Annotated in this window: 16 protein-coding genes and 1 pseudogene; 7 read left to right on the forward strand and 10 right to left on the reverse strand. The window is 62.0% G+C overall.

The features are described from left to right. Genes BSK43_RS03790 through hisB form a run of 6 tightly spaced genes read right to left on the reverse strand, consistent with a single transcriptional unit; the run spans position 1 to position 3,670 of the window. Positions 1 to 315 (reverse strand): phosphoribosyl-ATP diphosphatase, encoded by a 315-nt coding sequence (locus tag BSK43_RS03790; RefSeq protein WP_077470387.1) that lies wholly within the window; start codon positions 313 to 315, stop codon positions 1 to 3. Between the two features lie 14 nt (positions 316 to 329). Beyond that, a complete protein-coding gene (gene hisF, locus BSK43_RS03795) occupies positions 330 to 1,118 on the reverse strand; it encodes an imidazole glycerol phosphate synthase subunit HisF (protein ID WP_077470386.1) in 789 nt (262 codons plus the stop codon). Beyond that, entirely contained in the window at positions 1,115 to 1,858 is a 744-nt protein-coding gene (gene hisA, locus BSK43_RS03800) for a 1-(5-phosphoribosyl)-5-[(5-phosphoribosylamino)methylideneamino]imidazole-4-carboxamide isomerase (protein ID WP_077470385.1), read from the reverse strand. The genes hisF and hisA overlap by 4 nt, the downstream gene beginning before the upstream one ends. Positions 1,859 to 1,883: 25 nt before the next feature. Beyond that, complete coding sequence (hisH, locus tag BSK43_RS03805) at positions 1,884 to 2,534, reverse strand: imidazole glycerol phosphate synthase subunit HisH (RefSeq protein WP_077470384.1); 651 nt, start codon at positions 2,532 to 2,534, stop codon at positions 1,884 to 1,886. A gap of 2 nt (positions 2,535 to 2,536) precedes the next feature. Further along, entirely contained in the window at positions 2,537 to 3,037 is a 501-nt protein-coding gene (locus BSK43_RS03810) for a DUF2628 domain-containing protein (RefSeq protein WP_077470383.1), read from the reverse strand. Between the two features lie 24 nt (positions 3,038 to 3,061). Next, the gene (gene hisB, locus BSK43_RS03815) at positions 3,062 to 3,670 is read right to left on the reverse strand and encodes an imidazoleglycerol-phosphate dehydratase HisB (protein ID WP_015338215.1); all 609 of its coding nucleotides are present in this window, start codon (positions 3,668 to 3,670) and stop codon (positions 3,062 to 3,064) included. A 212-nt stretch (positions 3,671 to 3,882) separates the two neighbouring features. On the opposite strand from hisB, the gene hslV reads away from it, so the two are divergent. The 6 genes from hslV (at position 3,883) to BSK43_RS03845 (ending at position 12,739) form a co-directional block, all read left to right on the forward strand. Further along, positions 3,883 to 4,410 carry an ATP-dependent protease subunit HslV gene (hslV, locus tag BSK43_RS03820; protein WP_077470382.1) on the forward strand — a complete coding sequence of 176 codons (528 nt, stop codon included), beginning with the start codon at positions 3,883 to 3,885 and terminating at the stop codon, positions 4,408 to 4,410. A gap of 45 nt (positions 4,411 to 4,455) precedes the next feature. Then, entirely contained in the window at positions 4,456 to 5,766 is a 1,311-nt protein-coding gene (hslU, locus tag BSK43_RS03825; protein ID WP_136686710.1) for an ATP-dependent protease ATPase subunit HslU, read from the forward strand. A 161-nt stretch (positions 5,767 to 5,927) separates the two neighbouring features. Continuing rightward, a complete protein-coding gene (locus BSK43_RS03830) occupies positions 5,928 to 6,881 on the forward strand; it encodes a DUF1402 family protein (protein ID WP_077470381.1) in 954 nt (317 codons plus the stop codon). An 85-nt stretch (positions 6,882 to 6,966) separates the two neighbouring features. Next, on the forward strand, positions 6,967 to 8,361 hold the full coding sequence (locus BSK43_RS03835) for a cytochrome P450 (protein WP_077470380.1): 1,395 nt from the start codon (positions 6,967 to 6,969) through the stop codon (positions 8,359 to 8,361). An 87-nt stretch (positions 8,362 to 8,448) separates the two neighbouring features. Further along, positions 8,449 to 10,452, forward strand: coding sequence for a hydantoinase/oxoprolinase family protein (locus BSK43_RS03840; RefSeq protein WP_077470379.1), 2,004 nt, complete (start codon positions 8,449 to 8,451; stop codon positions 10,450 to 10,452). 118 nt (positions 10,453 to 10,570) lie between these two features. Further along, entirely contained in the window at positions 10,571 to 12,739 is a 2,169-nt protein-coding gene (locus BSK43_RS03845; protein ID WP_136686712.1) for a malate synthase G, read from the forward strand. Between the two features lie 260 nt (positions 12,740 to 12,999). Here the strand turns inward: BSK43_RS03845 and BSK43_RS03850 are convergent, their stop codons facing one another. Beyond that, a complete protein-coding gene (locus BSK43_RS03850; protein ID WP_077470378.1) occupies positions 13,000 to 13,674 on the reverse strand; it encodes a L,D-transpeptidase in 675 nt (224 codons plus the stop codon). A 180-nt stretch (positions 13,675 to 13,854) separates the two neighbouring features. Between BSK43_RS03850 and BSK43_RS03855 the strand changes: the two genes are divergently transcribed. Continuing rightward, positions 13,855 to 14,343 carry an MmcB family DNA repair protein gene (locus BSK43_RS03855; protein WP_077470377.1) on the forward strand — a complete coding sequence of 163 codons (489 nt, stop codon included), beginning with the start codon at positions 13,855 to 13,857 and terminating at the stop codon, positions 14,341 to 14,343. A gap of 73 nt (positions 14,344 to 14,416) precedes the next feature. Here the strand turns inward: BSK43_RS03855 and BSK43_RS03860 are convergent, their stop codons facing one another. From BSK43_RS03860 to hrpB, 3 genes and pseudogenes are all read right to left on the reverse strand, one after another. Then, positions 14,417 to 15,004 (reverse strand): ActR/PrrA/RegA family redox response regulator transcription factor, encoded by a 588-nt coding sequence (locus tag BSK43_RS03860; RefSeq protein WP_077470376.1) that lies wholly within the window; start codon positions 15,002 to 15,004, stop codon positions 14,417 to 14,419. Between the two features lie 75 nt (positions 15,005 to 15,079). Beyond that, positions 15,080 to 16,417, reverse strand: a complete 1,338-nt coding sequence (locus BSK43_RS03865; RefSeq protein WP_136686714.1) for an ActS/PrrB/RegB family redox-sensitive histidine kinase — start codon at positions 16,415 to 16,417, stop codon at positions 15,080 to 15,082. Positions 16,418 to 16,419: 2 nt separating this feature from the next. Next, positions 16,420 to 18,887, reverse strand: a pseudogene (hrpB, locus tag BSK43_RS03870) (ATP-dependent helicase HrpB). Between the last annotated feature and the right edge of the window lie 370 nt (positions 18,888 to 19,257).

Here is a 19,257-nt window from a genome sequence, read left to right on the forward strand (position 1 = left end):
CTACCGGCTTGCCTTCTCCTGAAGGCCGGATTGGACGGTTCGCCTTTCGAGCTCACCCATGACATTCTGCAACGGAATGCCTGCAATCTTCAATACGACCATAAGATGATAAAGCAAGTCCGCAGCCTCATAGGTGAGGTTGTCGTGATCGTTGGTAACCGCAGCCATCACGGCTTCGATCGCTTCCTCGCCCAGCTTCTTTGCCGCCTTTGGCTGGCCGGCGGCGCATAGCCTGGCGGTCCAGGATTCCTCGGGCGATGCCTTGGAGCGTTCCTCGACGATGCGTTCGAGGTCGGAAAGGGTAAATCCGCTCATTGGTTCGCTGCCTCCTAATCAAGCCGCATGGGAATGCCGCGCTCTGCCATGTAGCGCTTTGCTTCGCCTACCGAATAGGTGCCGAAGTGGAAGATCGAGGCGGCAAGGACCGCCGTCGCATGGCCTTCTTTCACGCCGGCGACGAGATCGTCGAGATCACCGACGCCGCCCGACGCGATGACAGGCACGCGCACGGCATCCGCGATCGCCCGCGTCAGCTCCAGATCGTAGCCAACCTTGGTGCCGTCGCGGTCCATGGAGGTGACGAGCAGTTCGCCGGCGCCGCGCTCGACCATCCGGCGGGCGAAATCGACGGCATCGATGCCGGTCGCATTGCGGCCGCCATGGGTATAGATCTCCCAGGCGCTCATATTGTCGCCGCCGAGCGCTTCGGTCCGCCGCCGTTTGGCATCAATCGAGACGACGATGCACTGATTGCCGAACTTGTCGGCAGCCTCGGTGACGAAATCCGGATTGTTCACCGCCGCCGAATTGATCGACACCTTGTCGGCGCCGCAGAGCAGCAGCTTGCGGATGTCGGCGATAGCGCGCACGCCGCCGCCGACTGTGACAGGCATGAAGCATTGTTCGGCCGTGCGCGCCACCACGTCGAAGATGGTGTCACGATTGTCGGAAGAGGCTGTTATGTCGAGGAAGCAGAGCTCGTCGGCGCCGGCGGCGTCATAGGCCTTGGCGGCTTCGACCGGATCGCCGGCATCGACCAGATTGAGGAAGTTGACGCCCTTGACGACGCGGCCGTCCTTGACGTCGAGGCAGGGGATGACGCGGGCTTTGAGGGTCATTGCACTGCCTCCCTGGCCTGCTTGATCAGCGCCAGTGCTTCCTTGGGATCGATGCGGCCATCATAGAGCGCGCGGCCGGAAATCGCACCCTCCAGTTTGCGGGCGTCGGGCTCGATCATGCGCTTGATATCGTCGAGCGAGGCAAGCCCGCCCGAAGCGATGACGGGAATGGAAACGGCGTCGGCAAGTTCCAGCGTCGAAGCCCAGTTGATGCCTGTGAGGATGCCGTCACGGTCGATATCAGTGTAGATGATGGCGGCAACGCCAGCGCCCTCGAATTTCCTGGCCAGTTCGATGACGCCGAGTTCGGAAGCCTCCGCCCAGCCCTCGACCGCCACCTTACCGCCCTTGGCATCGATACCAACGGCGACATGGCCCGGAAATTTCCGGCAGGCTTCGATCACCAGGGCCGGATCGCGCACCGCGACCGTGCCGAGGATGACGCGGGTGAGCCCGCGCGACAGCCAGTTTTCGATATGGTCGAGCGTGCGGATGCCGCCGCCGAGCTGCACCGGGTTCTTCGTCGCCTTGAGGATGGCGTCGACGGCAGCACCGTTCACGGTTTCGCCGGCAAAGGCGCCGTTGAGATCGACCACATGCAGCCACTCGAAGCCCTGGTCTTCAAAGGCTTTCGCCTGCGCGCTGGGGTCGGGGTTGTAGACGGTCGCCTGCTCCATGTCGCCGAGCTTCAGGCGCACGCATTGGCCGTCTTTGAGGTCGATAGCGGGGAAAAGTATCATGTTTTCGGTCCTTGGAGCGCGAGCCTTACGGCTTCCAGCGCAGAAAATTGGCAATCAGGGCAAGGCCGAGTTTCTGGCTCTTTTCCGGATGGAACTGCGCGCCGGCGATGTTGTCGCGGCCGACGAAGGCGGTCATCGGGCCACCATAGCTCGTCGTCGCGATAACGTCTTCGCTGTGATCCGCGGCCAGATGATAGGAATGGACGAAATAGGCGTGCAGCCCGTCCGCGCCTGTGGGTATGCCGTCGAAGAGCGCATGCGGATGCCGGATATCCAGCGTGTTCCAGCCGATCTGCGGGATCTTCAGGCCGGGGTCGCTGGGCGTCATTTCCTTGACGTCACCCTTGATCCAGCCAAAACCTTGCGTGATCGTCTTTTCCAGCCCGCGCGAGGACATCAGCTGCATGCCGACGCAGATGCCGAGGAAGGGGCGGCCCTTGTGTTCCACGACATCGATCACGGCTTCCGCCATGCCGGAAACGGCATCGAGCCCGCGGCGGCAATCGGCATAGGCGCCGACACCGGGCAGCACGATGCGGTCTGCGGTGGCGACCCGCTCGGCGTCATCGGTGAGGTCGATTTCAGCATCGATGCCGGCTTCGCGGGCAGCACGCTCGAAAGCCTTGGTGGCCGAGCGCAGATTGCCGGAACCGTAGTCGATAATTGCGACGCGCATGGTCAGCGTCCTCCGTCATAGCCGGGCAGGCCGAAATTCGGGCCGGAGCGGCGGCTGGAATTGGTGTTGTTGGCTGAGATATCCCAATCCTTCGAATGGATATCGCGCTGCGGCTCCTGCTCGATCTCGGAAAAATGAATTTCCTCTGCCGTCGCCAGATCATACGCCGAGACAAGGTTTTCCATTTTCCAACCACGGTCGATCAGCCGCTGGCTGAGCGCATGACGGCCTTCGAGCGCCGCCAGAAGATGGACTGCAAGCAGGATGGCTGCGCCGGCCGCGGAAAAGCCCGGTTGACGCATCAGTTCCAGCGCAATGCCCTGCAAGAGGATTGCGGCCACCGCGTGGAGCCAGAGGCGGTGATAAAGCATCCACAAGGCCGGAAACACAAAGGCTTTCCAGGAAAAACCGTCGCGGATGAATCGAGTTCCGTCGCGATACCGATCCGATACTTTGGATCGGTTCGGCGCCCCTGGCGGAGTCAAAATCAGATAGCTTGCCATTTCCTCAATTCCCCAAGTTGGGGCTCAGGCGAGCGTGCCTTTCGTCGAAGGCACCCGGCCTGCCTGCCGCGGATCGATCTCGGTTGCGGTGCGCAATGCGCGCGCAACGGCCTTGAAGCATGTCTCGGCTATATGGTGATTGTTGGCGCCATAATGGTTGAGGATATGAAGCGTGATGCCGGCATTCTGGGCCAGTGCCTGGAAGAATTCGCGCACCAGTTCGGTATCGAAGGTGCCGATCTTCGGCGCGCTGAAACTGACGTTCCAGACGAGGAACGGCCGGCCCGAGAGGTCGACGGCCGCCTTGGTCATCGTCTCGTCCATGGCAAGGTCGATCGAGGCATAGCGCGTGATGCCACGGCGGTCGCCGAGCGCCTTGGCAATGGCCTGGCCGATGGCGATGCCGGTATCCTCGACGGCGTGGTGATCGTCGACATGCAAGTCGCCCTTGGTGTCGATCTCCATGTCGATCAGCGAATGTCGCGAAAGCTGTTCCAGCATATGGTCGAAGAAGCCGACACCGGTCGAAATCGTCGACTTGCCGCTGCCGTCGATGTTGACGGAAACGGAGACGGAAGTCTCGTTGGTCTTGCGGGAAACGCTTGCCGTGCGGCTCGCTGCGGTCTCTGCCATGGGCTGCTCCATCGGAATACGGGGGTTCCTTATCAGGCGTATCGAGAAATATCCAGAAGTTACGCGCGTCCCCGCGTCTTTAGCCGGCTCGTCTGCATCGATCCGGTCTGGCTGCCATTTGCAATCGTCAAAAGCACTCTTACATAGGTGCTGACGGGGCCGAAACGCGGCCCGGCAGAAAGCCCGCCGGAACGGGGGCAAACAGGTGTTAAATGACGACAATCGTGACTATTCGCAAGAACGGCAAGGTCGTGATGGCTGGTGATGGCCAGGTGAGCCTTGGCCAGACCGTGATGAAGGGCAATGCGCGCAAGGTTCGCCGCATCGGCAAGGGCGATGTCATCGCCGGTTTTGCCGGTGCGACCGCCGATGCCTTCACGCTGCTTGAGCGCCTTGAAAAGAAGCTCGAACAATATCCCGGCCAGTTGATGCGCGCAGCCGTCGAGCTCGCCAAGGACTGGCGGACAGACAAATATCTGCGCAATCTCGAAGCCATGATGCTGGTGGCCGACAAGAGCGTTACGCTCGCCATCACCGGCAACGGCGATGTGCTCGAGCCGGAACATGGCGCGCTCGCCATCGGCTCCGGCGGCAATTTTGCGCTCGCCGCCTCTCTGGCGCTGATGGATAGCGACAAATCCGCCGAGGATGTCGCCCGCCGCGCCCTCGATATCGCTGCCGACATCTGCGTCTACACCAACCACAATGTGGTCGTGGAAACGCTCGACGCCGAAGCCTAATTTCCTTTCTTGATTGTTCCTAGCCCTGATAGGGAAACACGCGAAATGACCACTTTTTCTCCCCGCGAGATCGTTTCCGAGCTCGATCGCTATATTGTCGGCCAGCATGAGGCCAAGCGCGCTGTAGCGATCGCCCTGCGCAACCGCTGGCGCCGCCAGCAGCTCGAGCCCGATCTACGTGATGAAGTCATGCCCAAGAACATCCTGATGATCGGCCCGACTGGCGTCGGCAAGACGGAAATCTCCCGTCGCCTCGCCAAGCTGGCCGGCGCGCCCTTCATCAAGGTCGAAGCCACCAAGTTCACCGAGGTCGGCTATGTCGGCCGTGACGTCGAGCAGATCGTCCGCGATCTCGTCGAAGTCGGCATCGGCTTGGTGCGCGAAAAGAAGCGCGCCGAGGTGCAGGCCAAGGCGCATATGAGTGCCGAAGAGCGTGTGCTCGATGCGCTTGTTGGCGCGACAGCATCGCCGGCAACGCGCGACAGCTTCCGCAAGAAGCTGCGTGACGGCCAGCTCGACGACAAGGAAATCGACATCGAAGTTGCCGATACCGGCTCCGGCATGCCCGGCGGTTTCGAAATCCCCGGCATGCCCGGCGCCAATATCGGCGTGCTCAACCTGTCGGAAATGTTCGGCAAGGCCATGGGCGGTCGCACCAAGAAGGTACGCACCACGGTCAAGGATTCCTACAAGGAACTCGTTCGCGACGAATCCGACAAGCTGATCGACAACGAGGCGATCCAGCGCGAAGCTGTGCAATCGGCCGAGAATGACGGCATCGTCTTCCTCGACGAGATCGACAAGATCACGGCGCGCGACGGCGGCATGGGCGCCGGCGTCTCCCGCGAAGGCGTGCAGCGCGACCTGCTGCCGCTGGTCGAAGGCACGACGGTCTCGACGAAGTATGGCCCGGTCAAGACGGATCATATCCTCTTCATCGCGTCGGGCGCCTTCCATGTCTCGAAGCCTTCGGATCTTCTGCCGGAATTGCAGGGCCGTCTGCCGATCCGCGTCGAGCTGAAGCCGCTGACCAAGGAAGACTTCCGCCGCATCCTGACCGAGCCGGAAGCAAGCCTCATCCGTCAGTACAAGGCGCTGATGGAAACGGAAGACCTGAAGCTTGATTTCACCGACGACGCCATCGACGCACTCGCCGATGTTGCCGTGCACCTGAATTCCACCGTCGAGAATATCGGCGCACGCCGTCTGCAGACGGTCATGGAGCGGGTGCTGGATGAAATCTCCTACAATGCTTCGGACCGCGCCGGCGTCTCGGTGACCATCGATGCCGCCTATGTCCGCGAGCATGTCGGCGATCTCGCCAACAACACCGATCTGTCCCGCTTCATTCTGTAGCAGGCCGGTAAAGGCGATTTAGAACAGTAAACACTCGACAGCGGGCCGTTAACTTTTTAGTTAAGGGCCCGTTTCTTTGTTCGGATGGCTTTATTCGGCCAAGTTTATCCGTCAGGCAGCGGCACGGAAACATCGGTTGAAACTTCGACAGGACAGCCATCTTGCGACGTATACTGATCACACTACTCCTGGCGGTCGTCAGCCTCTCCTGGATCCCCGCCTATGCGGAGGCCGCGACTGCGGTGCCACCCGGTAACCGCAATGCCGAGCAGCCACCGGTTCCCGGCGCCTCCGTTCGCCGCACTCGAGGTACGAATTCGACCTTCGACCGCAAGTACCAGAAGGTGCGCGAGCTCCTGGCGACTGACACCAAACTGATGTCGAAGATCAAATCGACGGCGCGGGCCTATGGCATCGATCCGATCCATATCATCGGCGCGCTTGTCGGCGAGCACACCTACAATGTCGATGCCTATGACGGCCTGCAGTCCTACTACGTCAAGGCTGCCTCCTATGCCGGCCAGAGCTTCCGTTTTGCCTATGATGGCGAAAATGTTGATGATTTTATCGCCCGGCCGCAATTTGACGTCTGCAAGAGCAAGCGGGATTCCTACAGCCTCTGGACCTGCCGCGACGATGTCTGGGAAGATGATTTCCGCGGCAAGACGGTCGGCGGGAAATCCTATCCCGACAATCGCTTCAGCGCCGTGTTCTTCCAGCCTTTCTATGCCGGCCAAACCTTCGGCCTCGGCCAGGTCAATCCGCTGACGGCGCTCGAGCTGTCCGATCTGGTCAGCAGCACCTCGGGCATTCCGAAGCTCAACGAGAAGGATGCGGGCGGCGTCTACAAGGCCATCATGGACCCGGATCTGTCGCTCGCCTTCGTGGCGGCGTCGATCCGCAAGTCGATCGACGACTACCGCTCGATCGCTGGCATGGATATTTCGGGCAATCCCGGCATTACCGCGACGCTCTATAATCTCGGTAACACCCGCAAGCGGGCCGCAGCCCTGGCCACAAAGAACCGGGGAGCCGGGCAGCCTGTGTGGCCGGAAGAAAATTACTATGGCTGGCTTATCAATGAGAAGCTCAGTGACCTGAAGTCGTTGCTATAGGTTTTGCGGGCAGCGCTCACCATATCGGGTGCGTGGAGCCGCTGAAGACCAAACAGGAGCCCGGCTTTCGAGGAGAATTGATCTGATGGACATGATCCCGGAAGCCTTCTCTCCGCCGGCGCCGATCCCGCGCACCGTGCCGCCGTCACGATTGACGATCATCCGGACGATCCTGCGCAATCCGCTCGAATTATGGGGCCAGCCTTCCTACACGTTGCCCTGGATCAAGACCAAGTTCTTCAACGAGCGGACGCTAATCGTCAACGATCCCGGCCTGATCAAGTATATTCTGGTCGATAACGCAGCCAACTATCGCATGGCCGATATCCGCCAGCTGGTGCTCCGGCCGATCCTGCGCGACGGGCTGCTGACCGCCGAAGGGCCGGTCTGGAAGCGCTCGCGCAAGGCGGTCGCACCAGTATTCACGCCGCGCCACGCCCAGGGCTTTGCCGGCCAGATGCTGAGTCAGAGCCTGGAATATGTGAGTAAATACGAAGCCGTCGGCGATATGGGCGCCACGTTCGACGTCGCCGCCGATATGACCGAGCTCACCTTCGCCATACTGGCCGAGACACTGTTTTCCGGCGAGATCGTCACCGAAAGCGAGCATTTTGCCGATGACGTCAACGATCTGCTGCATCGCATGGGGCGCGTCGATCCCATGGACCTGCTGCGCGCTCCCGCCTGGGTGCCGCGCATTACCCGCATCGGCGGCCAGAAGATGCTTGACAAATTTCGCGGCATCGTCCGCAACACCATGGAGCAGCGGCTCGACAAGATGCGCCGGGACCGTGCCAGCGCGCCCGACGATTTCCTGACGCTGCTTCTGGAAAAGGCCGGCCCCGACGGGCTGACGATGGAGGAGATCGAGGACAATATCCTCACCTTCATCGGCGCCGGTCACGAGACGACGGCGCGTGCACTCGCCTGGACGCTCTATTGCGTTGCCAACAGTCCGCATACGCGTCAGGCCATGGAAGAGGAAATCGACCGGGTACTGGCGACGGATGCCGAGCCGGTTGCCTGGCTTGACCTGATGCCGAATGTCCGTGCCGCCTTCGAAGAAGCGATGCGCCTCTATCCGCCGGCGCCCTCGATCAACCGTGCTGCGATTGCCGATGACGAATGGACGAGCCCCAAGGGCGAGCGCGTGACGATAGAAAAGGGGATCACCGTCCTGATCATGCCCTGGACGCTGCATCGCCACGAGCTCTATTGGGAAAAACCGCGCGCCTTCATGCCCGAGCGCTTTCTTCCCGAGAACCGCGGCAAGATCAACCGTTTCCAGTATCTGCCCTTCGGCGCCGGTCCCCGCGTCTGCATCGGCGCCACCTTCGCTCTTCAGGAAGCCGTCATCGCCCTTGCCGTGATGATGCGCCGCTTCCGCTTCGACCCGACTGAGGAGACCGATCCCTGGCCGGTGCAGAAGCTGACGACCCAGCCGCGCGGCGGATTGCCGATGCGGGTAACACGTCGCTAAGACTGTTTTTGCCGCTTGCCAGCTAGCGGCTCAGGCCGGAAGGGTGCAATAACGGCATCACATTCCCTTCAAGAGCTGGATATTTTCGTGACGTCTCATTTCCTGCTCGGCATCGACACGGGTGGAACCTACACCGATGCCGTTCTCTTCCATGAAACCGATGGCGTGATCGCCAAGGCGAAATCGCTCACCACTCGGCATGATCTGGCCGTCGGCATCGCCGGCGCCGTCGATGCCGTCATTGCCGAGGCAGGCGTGCCGGTTTCGGCCATCGGCCTGGTGTCGCTGTCGACGACCTTGGCCACCAACGCGCTGGTGGAAGGGCAGGGCGGCCGCGCCGGGCTGATCATGATCGGCTTCGGTCCTGATGATATGAAGCGCGATGGCCTGGCGGAAGCGCTTGGGTCCGATCCGGTGCTGTTCGTGCCGGGCGGCCATAACGTTCACGGCAATGAAAACCCGCTCGATCTGGCGGCGCTGGAAGAAGCCTTGCCGGAATTGGCGAAGTCGGTTTCCTCCTTTGCTGTCGCCGGCTATTTCGCCGTGCGGAATCCGGCTCACGAAATCAAGGTGCGCGACTGCATCCGCGAAATCTCGCATCTGCCTGTGACCTGCAGCCATGAGCTCTCCTCCAAGCTGGGCGGGCCGCGTCGCGCCCTGACGACGCTGCTCAATGCCCGCCTCGTATCGATGATCGATCGTCTGGTCGGCGCTTGCGAAGGTTTTCTCGCGGCGCGCGGCATTGCGGCGCCGATGATGGTGGTGCGTGGCGACGGAGCTTTGATTTCCGCTGCAGAAGCAAAGCTGCGACCGATCGAGACCATTCTCTCCGGCCCGGCCGCGAGCCTGGTCGGCGCACGCCATCTGACCGGGCTCGACGACGCCGTGGTGTCCGATATCGGCGGCACGACGACCGATGTCGCCGTCATGGATGCCGGTCGACCGAGACTGGATGCGGACGGCGCCGTTGTCGGCGGCTACCGCACGATGGTCGAGGCTGTTGCGATGCGCACCTATGGCCTTGGCGGCGATTCCGAGGTGAAGATCAACGATCGCGGCCTCGTCGTGAGTTTCGAGCTCGGGCCGCGCCGCCTGCTGCCACTGAGCCTTGCGGCTCATGCGCATGGGCCGGCCGTGCTTGACGTGCTGGAGCAGCAATTGCGCGCATCGCACCTTACCCGCAATGCCGGCCGCTTCGCGCTGCGCACCGGCTTGCCGGATCATCTGGCGAGTGGGCTTACCGCGCCCGAGCAGGCCCTGTTCGACAGGATTGGTCCAGTTCCCGTGGCGCTGGACAAGCTGCTGACGATGACCTCGCAGAAGGCGACGCTGGATCGGCTGGTGGCGCGGGGCCTGGTGCACCTGAGCGGGCTCACGCCTTCGGATGCCATGCATGTACTCGGTCGGCAGAATCAGTGGAATGCTGAGGCAGCGCGGCTTGGTCTGGCGCTGGCGATGCGGCTGAAGGATGGCTCCGGGCGCCCCATAGCCACGTCCGTCGAAGACCTCGCTCAAAAGATCGTCGATCGCCTCACACGCCAGTCGGCCGAAGTCATTCTCGCCGCCTGCCTTGCCGAGGATGGTGTTGCCGATCTGGATCCAGCCAGGTCCATCCCGATCGATCGCGCTCTGCGTCGCGTGCCCGGCATCGCCCGCTTCGCCGTTTCGCTCGATCGCCCTCTCGTCGGGCTTGGCGCTTCGGCGCCCGTCTACTATCCCGCAATCGCCACGATGCTGACGACCGAAAGCGCCATTCCCGCCGACGCGGATGTCGCCAATGCCGTCGGTGCCGTTGTCGGCCAGGTAAGGGCCAGCGCCACCGTCGTCGTCACCATGCCGGAGGATGGTATCTATATTCTGAGCGGTTCCGGCGAAAACCTGCGGTTCATAGATGAGAACAAGAGTTTCGCCGATGCGCGAACGCGCGCTATTGAGGCGGCAATGACGCGGGCGCGGCTCAGCGGTGCCGTGGATCTCGTCGTCGCGGTGGATGAGCAGGTCGATGCGCCTGAGGTCGAGGGCAATCGCAAGTTGATCGAAGCGCGTTTCATCGCCACCGCCAGCGGCCGCCCCCGGATCGCCGCGGATTGATTGTTTCCCTCAGTGCATAAAACTTTCGAATTATTGCAAAATTGACAGAAGCGAAACGGTGCGCAAAGTGGCAGCATGTGAAAATTGAGCCGTTAAACGGCCGTGAGGAGTATTTGGCATGAGCCGCATTGAGAAGAACGGTCTGCAGATCGAACCGGTCCTGTATGATTTCCTCGTCAAGGAGGCGCTTCCGGGCTCCGGCATCGATGCCGACACCTTCTTCGCCGGTTTCTCAGGAATCGTCCACGATCTAGCCCCGAAGAACCGCGATCTGCTCGCCAAGCGCGACCGGATGCAGGTTGCGATTGACGACTGGTACCGCAAGAACGGCGCGCCGGTCGATCTCGCCGCCTACGAAGCCTTCCTTCGCGAGATCGGCTATATCGTGCCCGAAGGTCCGGCATTTTCAATCTCGACCGCCAATGTCGATCCGGAGATTTCCGAGATTGCCGGCCCGCAGCTCGTCGTTCCCGTCATGAATGCGCGCTATGCCCTTAATGCCGCCAACGCCCGCTGGGGTTCGCTCTACGATGCGCTTTACGGCACCGACGCCATTCCTGAGACCGACGGAGCCGAGAAGGGCAGGGGCTACAATCCCAAGCGTGGCGAAAAGGTCATCGCCTGGGTGCGTGATTTCCTCGATTCGACCGTACCGCTTGCCGTCGCAAGCTGGAAGGATGTCACCGGTCTTGCCGTCAAGGGCGGAGCTTTGGCAATCGCGACTAGGGACGGCGCGGCAGCTCTGGCGGATGCCAGCCATTTTGCCGGTTATCTCGGCGATGCCAGCACTCCCTCGCATATCCTGCTGAAGCAGAACGGCATTCATATCGAAATCGTCATCGACGCCACCACCGAGATCGGCAAGACCGATCCGGCCGGGATTTCCGATGTTCGCCTGGAATCGGCGATCACCACGATCATGGATTGCGAAGATTCCATCGCTGCCGTCGATGCCGAGGACAAGGCCGAAGTCTATCGCAACTGGCTCGGCCTGATGAAGGGCGACCTCACCGAGGAGGTCGCCAAGGGCGGCAAGACTTTCACCCGCCGGCTTAATCCCGATATCGCCTATACGGCTCCGGATGGCGGCAGTTTCGATCTGCATTGCCGCTCGCTGATGCTGGTGCGCAATGTCGGCCACCTCATGACCAATCCGGCCATCCTCGACCGTGACGGCAACGAAGTGCCGGAAGGCATCATGGATGCCGCGATCACCGCCCTGATCGCGCTCTACGATATCGGCCCGAGCGGTTGCCGCAAGAATTCCCGCACCGGCTCGATGTATGTCGTCAAGCCGAAGATGCACGGGCCGGAAGAAGTCGCGTTTGCGGCCGAGATCTTCTCGCGTGTCGAGGATGTGCTCGGCATGCCACGCAACACCATCAAGATGGGCATCATGGACGAGGAGCGCCGCACCACGGTCAACCTCAAGGAAGCCATCCGCGCCGCTGGCGAGCGCGTCGTCTTCATCAACACTGGCTTCCTCGATCGCACCGGCGATGAAATCCATACGTCGATGGAAGCCGGCCCGGTGATCCGCAAGGGTGATATGAAGCAGGCCGCATGGATCGCCGCCTATGAGAACTGGAATGTCGATATCGGCCTGGAATGCGGTCTCTCCGGCCATGCCCAGATCGGCAAGGGCATGTGGGCCATGCCGGATCTGATGGCGGCCATGTTGGAGCAGAAGATTGCCCATCCGAAGGCTGGCGCCAATACCGCCTGGGTCCCGTCGCCGACTGCGGCGACGCTGCACGCCACCCACTATCACCGCGTCAATGTCGCCGACGTGCAGAAGAGCCTGAAGAGCCGCGCTCGCGCCAAGCTTTCCGATATCCTGTCCGTGCCCGTTGCCTCCAGGCCGAACTGGACGCCGGAGGAAATCCAGCGCGAGATCGACAACAACAGCCAGGGCATTCTCGGCTATGTCATCCGCTGGGTCGATCAGGGCGTCGGCTGCTCCAAGGTGCCCGACATCAACAATGTCGGCCTCATGGAAGACCGCGCCACGCTGCGCATCTCGGCGCAGCACATGGCCAACTGGCTGCACCACAAGGTCATCACCGAAGCACAGATCATCGAAACCATGAAGCGCATGGCCGCCGTCGTCGACCAGCAGAACGCTTCCGATCCGCTCTACGTCGCCATGTCAGGCAATTTCGATGGCTCCATCGCCTTCCAGGCAGCGCTCGATCTCGTGCTCAAGGGCCGCGAGCAGCCGAATGGCTATACGGAGCCGGTCCTGCACCGCCGCCGTATCGAGCTGAAGGCGAAGCAGGCGAGATAGGTCCTTCCCTCGGTCAGAGGCCACCTCGATCCTTCGAGGCCTTGTCGTCTGCGCTGACGCTTTGACGGCAAGGCACCTCAGGATGAGGTGGAGAGAGTCTTGCGGCAAGGGAAAAGATCAGTCCTCATCCTGAGGCGCGCAGCGGAAGGCGAAGCCTCGAAGGGCGAGTGAGGCGGCATAGCATCGACCGCAATTCCCCAAAACAAAAAGGCCGGGTTCATCGCGAACCCGGCCTTTTTCAATCTGGATACCAGTAATAACTACTGGATAACGACGACCTTGGTGCTGCGGCCCGGCAGGACGCGGCTGTAGAGATCGATGACGTCCTGGTTGATCAGGCGGATGCAGCCCGAGGAAGCAGCGGTGCCGATCGAAGCCCATTCCGGCGTGCCGTGCAGGCGGAACAGCGTATCCTGGCCCTTTTCATTGTAGAGATACATGGCGCGCGCGCCGAGCGGGTTCGAAAGCCCCGGGTTCATGCCGCCATCGACATATTTGGCGATTTCCGGACGGCGGACCGCCATTTCCTTCGGCGGATGCCAGTTCGGCCATTCCTGCTTCCAGGCGACGTAGGCGGTGCCGGACCAGGAGAAGCCCTGCTTGCCGACGCCGATGCCGTAGCGCATCGCTTCGCCATTGCCGAGAATGTAATAGAGGTGGCGTTCGCGCGTGTTGACGATGATGGTGCCTTCAGCCTCGTCGGACTTGTAAGCAACGATCTGGCGGCGGAACTGCGGCTTCACCTTCTGGATCGGGATCGCCGGCAGCTCGAAGCCGTTGTCGCTCGTCATGCCGTAGTCGCCATCGAAGGTCTTGATGGTGTCGGCGGCGGAGTTTGCGGTTGCGGACGGCGCGGCTGCGGCAGTGGTGGCATAGCCAGCCGACGCGAGCATTGCGACAAGGCCGAGTGCGGTCATAGCATTACGGATGCGCATGGAAGACTCTTGAAATTTCGTGGCAGGGGAAGGATGACTATTGATCATCTTTGTCTACGGTTTATTTTCCATTAAACTAAACTTTGCAAGCTGCTGCGGGGCTACAAAAATAGCGCCGGCGCGCAAATTAGAGGGACATGGTTTTTTTGCAACAATGCTTGCCTGTCCCCGAGGCAATTCATGACGATTTTGAACGTTTACAATAATAATCCGTTAATAGATGGCCGGCAGTCGGAACGTGCCATGCTTGTACGCAAAGGCATGCAACTATTACTGCACGAGATGCGCTATGCCATCTTGCCTGAGTTGCCGCTGGCCAGCGGTCGCAGGGCCGACCTCATCACCCTCTCGGAAAAGGGCGAGATCTGGATCATCGAGATCAAGACATCGATCGAGGATTTTCGCGTCGACCGCAAATGGCCCGACTATCGGCAGCATTGCGATCGGCTTTTCTTCGCCACGCATAAGGATGTGCCGTTGGATATCTTTCCGGAGGAATGCGGGCTGTTTCTGTCGGACGGCTACGGCGCCCACATGATCCGCGAGGCGCCGGAGCATCGTCTGGCGCCGGCAACCCGCAAGTCGGTGACGTTGAATTTCTCCCGCGCGGCTGCCCAGCGCCTGTTGTTGGCGGAATGGGCGACGGGCAAGTCCTTCGCGCCGGAATAGGTCACTTTCCAGCGCAATTCCGGCCAGCGCAATTCCGGACGGAAAACCGCTGCACACTTTTCCAGGAAATGCTCTATTTCGGCGCGCGCTTGGCAAGGATGCGCTGCAGCGTGCGGCGATGCATGTTGAGGCGCCGCGCCGTCTCGGAGACATTGCGCTCGCACATTTCATAGACGCGCTGGATATGCTCCCACCGCACGCGGTCGGCCGACATCGGATTCTCGGGCACTTCCGCCTTTTCGCCGGGGCGCTGCGTTAGCGCCGCATAGACGTCATCGGCGTCCGCGGGTTTGGCCAGATAGTCGAGCGCGCCGAGCTTCACGGCGGTGACGGCCGTGGCGATGTTTCCGTATCCGGTCAAGACGACGATATGCGTGTCGTCGCGCTTCTGCCTGATGGCTTCGATGACATCCAGGCCGTTGCCGTCGCCGAGGCGAAGGTCGACGACCGCATATTGCGGCGGGTTGGCCTTGGTCTTGGCAACGCCTTCCGCCACTGATTCCGCCGTCTCGACCACGAAGCCCCGGGTCTCCATCGCGCGCGCCAGGCGGCGCAGGAACGGGCCGTCGTCATCGACGATCAGCAATGTCGCATCCGCGCCGATATGGGCAGCGGCGTCCTTGTCCCCGGCATACGGGGCTGCAAGCTCTTTATCCGTCATTCTATCTTCTATCCCGGCGATCATCCGCCTGCATATTCTACCAATTTTGACAGCCGTTGTTTTAAGCCGTGAAAATCATTTTGTCGAATTACTGTCGATCAACATGCGCGGCCATTCGACGCGGACGCGGGCTCCCGGTGTTTCCGGATCGCGGTTTCCGAAGGAGAGAGCGGCGCCGGAGCGCTCGAGCAGGGTCTTGGCGATGAAGAGGCCGAGCCCAAGACCGCCAGCGGTGTCGTCTCGCTGCCGTGTGGTCACATAGGGTTCCCCGATCCGCATCAGTATCTCAGGCGAATAACCGTTGCCGTCGTCCTCGATGACGATCGTCAGCGTATCGGTGGTATATTCCACGGTGACGGTCACCGTCTTGCGGGCATAATCGATGGCATTCTCGATCAGGTTGCCGAGCCCATACATGATGCCGGCATTGCGGTTGAGCACCGGCTCGCCGGCTCGTGGGCTTCTCTCTATCAGTTCCAGAGCGATCCCGAATTCGCGATGCGGCGCAATGACCTCTTCCATCATCGACGACAGCGTCAGCCGCCGCATATGCGCCTCGTCTTCCGAGGAGAGCGTCGTCAGCCGCCGCAGAATATCGCGGCAGCGTTCGCTTTGGCTGCGCAGCAGCGCCACATCCTCGCGGAACCGGTCGTCCTCCTTGAGTTCGCGCTCCATCTCCTTGGCGACGACGCTGATGGTCGCAAGCGGTGTGCCGAGCTCATGTGCTGCCGCCGCCGCCAGCCCGTCGAGCTGGGAGAGGTGCTTTTCCCGCTGCAGCACCAGCTCCGTCGCCGAAAGGGCATCGGCAAGCTGCGAGGCCTCCATGGAGACGCGATAGGCATAGAAAGCCGCAAACGCCATGGTGGAAGCGATGGAGCACCATACGCCCAGCTGCATCACGCTGTGCACGCTGGTGGCGACACCGTCATACCAGGGCAGCGGGAAGGGCGAGAAGGCAAGGCCGGTAATGCAGATCATCGCCAGCCCTATCAGCGTCATGCTGTAGCGGATCGGCTGCGAGGCGAAGGAAATGATGACGGGCACGCAGACCAGGATCGAGAAGGGATTGGCTAGGCCGCCGGTGATCAGCAGCAGCCCGCAAAGCTGCAGAAGATCGACACTGAGCAGCGCGAAGGCCGCCGGCGGCTCCAGCCGGTGCGTCGGCGGAAAGCGCAGGGTCAGGAAGAAGTTGATCCAGGCGAGGCAGGCAATCAGCACGCAGCACGGCATTAGCGGCATCGGGAACTTCAGCCAGAAGGCGACGATCATGACGGTCACCGTCTGGCCGCCAACGGCAAGCCAGCGCAGGCGCACCAGCGTCTGCAGCCTCAGCCGCCGGCTGCTGAGATGGCCATCCTGAGCCTTGAGCTCGGCCTCGGAGAGTTTTTCCAGTCCTCTGAAGAAGCGTGCCATCTTCAGGTCCCCCTTGGTTTGACGCGTGTCGTCGGCGGCGCATCCGCCGGGGCTTCCGGCCAGGGGTGCCTTGGATAACGCCCGCGCATGTCGGCGCGCACATCTCTCCAGGATCCGGCCCAGAAGCGGGGCAGGTCGCGCGTCGTCTGGATCGGCCGGTGCGCCGGCGATGTCAATTCCAGCACCAGCGGCAGTTTGCCGCCGCCGATGGTCGGATGCTGCTTCAGGCCGAACAACTCCTGAACCCGAATGGTCAATAGCGGCTCCTCGCCATCATATTGTATGGGATGGCGCTGGCCGGTCGGCGCTTCGAAATGCGTCGGCGCCATCCGGGCGAGATCCCGTTGCAGCTCATGCGGCACCAGCGACATCAGACCATTCGAAAGGCCGCCCGATGCAATGTCGGAAAGGCCGCGCGCCTCGGTCTGGAACGGCGTGAACCAGTCGTCGAGCCGTGCGAGCAAGGCCTCGTCGCTCATGTCGGGCCACGGCTCGCCGATCGTGCGGTATAGAAAGCCTATCCGCGCCCGCAATTGCGCCGCCTCCTTGGAAAAGGGCAGCACGCTGATCCCGAGCTCGCGAATTCCTTCGGCCAGCGCCTTTGCCGCCTGTTCGCCGGAGGGGCGCGGTAGCGGCGTTTCCTCAAAGATGATGGCGCCGAGCCGCGTGGCGCGCCGTGCCCGCACCTGCCGGCTGGCTTTGTCGAAGAAACTCTGATCCTCGGTGCGGATCTCGCCCGGCAGATGTTCCTCGACATCCCCTCGCGAAATCTCTGCGGCTGCCAGGATGCGTGCCTGTGCCGCGCGCCGCGGTCAGATCGGCGATAACGAGCATCGGCGATCCGGCAAGGCGCTCCGTTTCCGGCAGTTCCGCACCGCGCCCATTCGCCATGACGAAGCGTCCGCGGTCGCCGCGCTGCAGGGCGATCCGGTCCGGAAAGGCATGCAGCAACAACGAGCCCGCCAGAGCAGGCGGTGCGGAGGCCGCGGTTCCGCTGCCGCCGGCCGCCGAGGCGAGCTCTCCGGCCAGCCGGCGTGCGGCCTCGGCGCGTTCGCCCTTCTCCGTCTTGAAGCGCCGCAGCCGCTCTTCGAGATCGATGCTCTGCCCGCCGAGCCCCTGTTCCGTCAGCAATACGGCCAGCAACGCCGCTTCACGTGCCTGGCCAAACTCGGCGGCCGAGATCACCATCGCGGCCAGCCGCGGCGGCAGTGCCAGCTCCCGCATCAGCCGGCCGCGTGCCGTCAGCCCGTTTTCCGCATCGAGCGCCCCCAGCTGACGCAACAGCGATCGCGCCTCGGCAAGAGTTGTGACTGGCGGTTGGTCGGCGAAGGCGAGGGTCGTCGGATCCTGTACGCCCCAATGCGCGAGATCGAGCGCCAGGCCGGAGAGATCGCTGGAGAGGATTTGCGGTGGCGTGAAGGCAGGCAATGCCGCCGTCTGGCCGGGATGCCAGAGACGAATGGCAATGCCCGGCTCGGTTCGCCCCGCGCGCCCGGCCCGCTGATCGGCCGAAGCGCGCGACACGCGCACTGTTTCCAGCCGCGTAATGCCGGTCGAGGCCTCGAAGACGGGTAACCGCTGCAGACCACTATCGATAACGATACGCACGCCATCAATGGTGATCGATGTCTCGGCGATCGAGGTTGCCAGCACGATCTTGCGGGTACCCGCCAGCGCCGGCCGGATTGCCGCGTCCTGTTCCTTCTGGCTGAGATTGCCGTACGAGCGGCGCGATCATCGTCGCGGGGCCGAACCGGCCCTCAAGCCGTTCGGCGGTGCGGGTGATTTCCGCCTGTCCCGGCAGGAAGGCGAGGATGGAGCCCTGTTCGCTGGCATGCGCATCGAGGATTGCCCGTGTCACCGTATCCTCGATCCGCTCGCCGGCCGGCCGATCCTGATGACGGATGTCGATCGGGAAACTGCGGCCCATGCTCTCTATTACAGGTGGATGCCCAAGCAGGGCTGCGACACGCTCCACGTCGAGCGTCGCCGACATGACAAGGATGCGCAGGTCCTCGCGCAGCGCCGATTGCACGTCGAGCGCCAGCGCTAGACCGAAATCCGCATCCAGCGAGCGCTCATGGAATTCGTCGAAGATGACCGTGGAGACGCCGGGGAGTTCGGGGTCGTCGAGGATCATCCGCGCGAACACGCCTTCCGTCACCACCTCGATGCGGGTCCTGGCGGAGATGCGATTGTCTAGTCGCATGCGGTAGCCGACGGTGTCGCCGATCTGTTCGTTGAGCAAGGACGCCATACGGGCCGCCGCCGCCCTTGCTGCGAGCCGCCGCGGCTCCAGAACGATGATCTTGTCATCGCCGCGCCATGCCTGACCCAGGAGATGGAGAGGCACCAAGGTCGTCTTGCCGGCGCCGGGTGGCGCGGAGAGCACGGCGCGCCCATGCCCGGCAAGAGCCGCGCCTATATCGGTGAGTACATGCGAGACCGGCAGTTCCGGCAATGGTGGCACCTTATATGTCACGCCTGCCGGCTCCGCACCTATCCATAGGCCAGACTAGCACCGCGCGTGTCTGCTCCTCGTCGAAGACCAACATTCTCCGCTCCTTCTATAGCTTGATTTCTATTAGGTGCTGGCTGGAGGACTGGCAATGTGAGGTTTGTCGGGCCGAGGGCCGCTCGATGGCCCTTCGGAGGCGTGAATCCGCCTCTCTGAAAGCCCGCTGCTGGACGTTTTGCCCGAAAGGCGTAAAATGAATCCTGGAATGGGGTTTGAACGGGGTGAATTTCCCAGGATTTTTACCATTCCATCAAATATCTCTTTCTTATCAACAACTTAGAAAAATGTCAGAATTTTTACAGTATGAGTGTTGACTTGGTTC

The organism is Rhizobium sp. P44RR-XXIV, assembly GCF_001999485.2.
GTDB lineage: Bacteria > Pseudomonadota > Alphaproteobacteria > Rhizobiales > Rhizobiaceae > Rhizobium.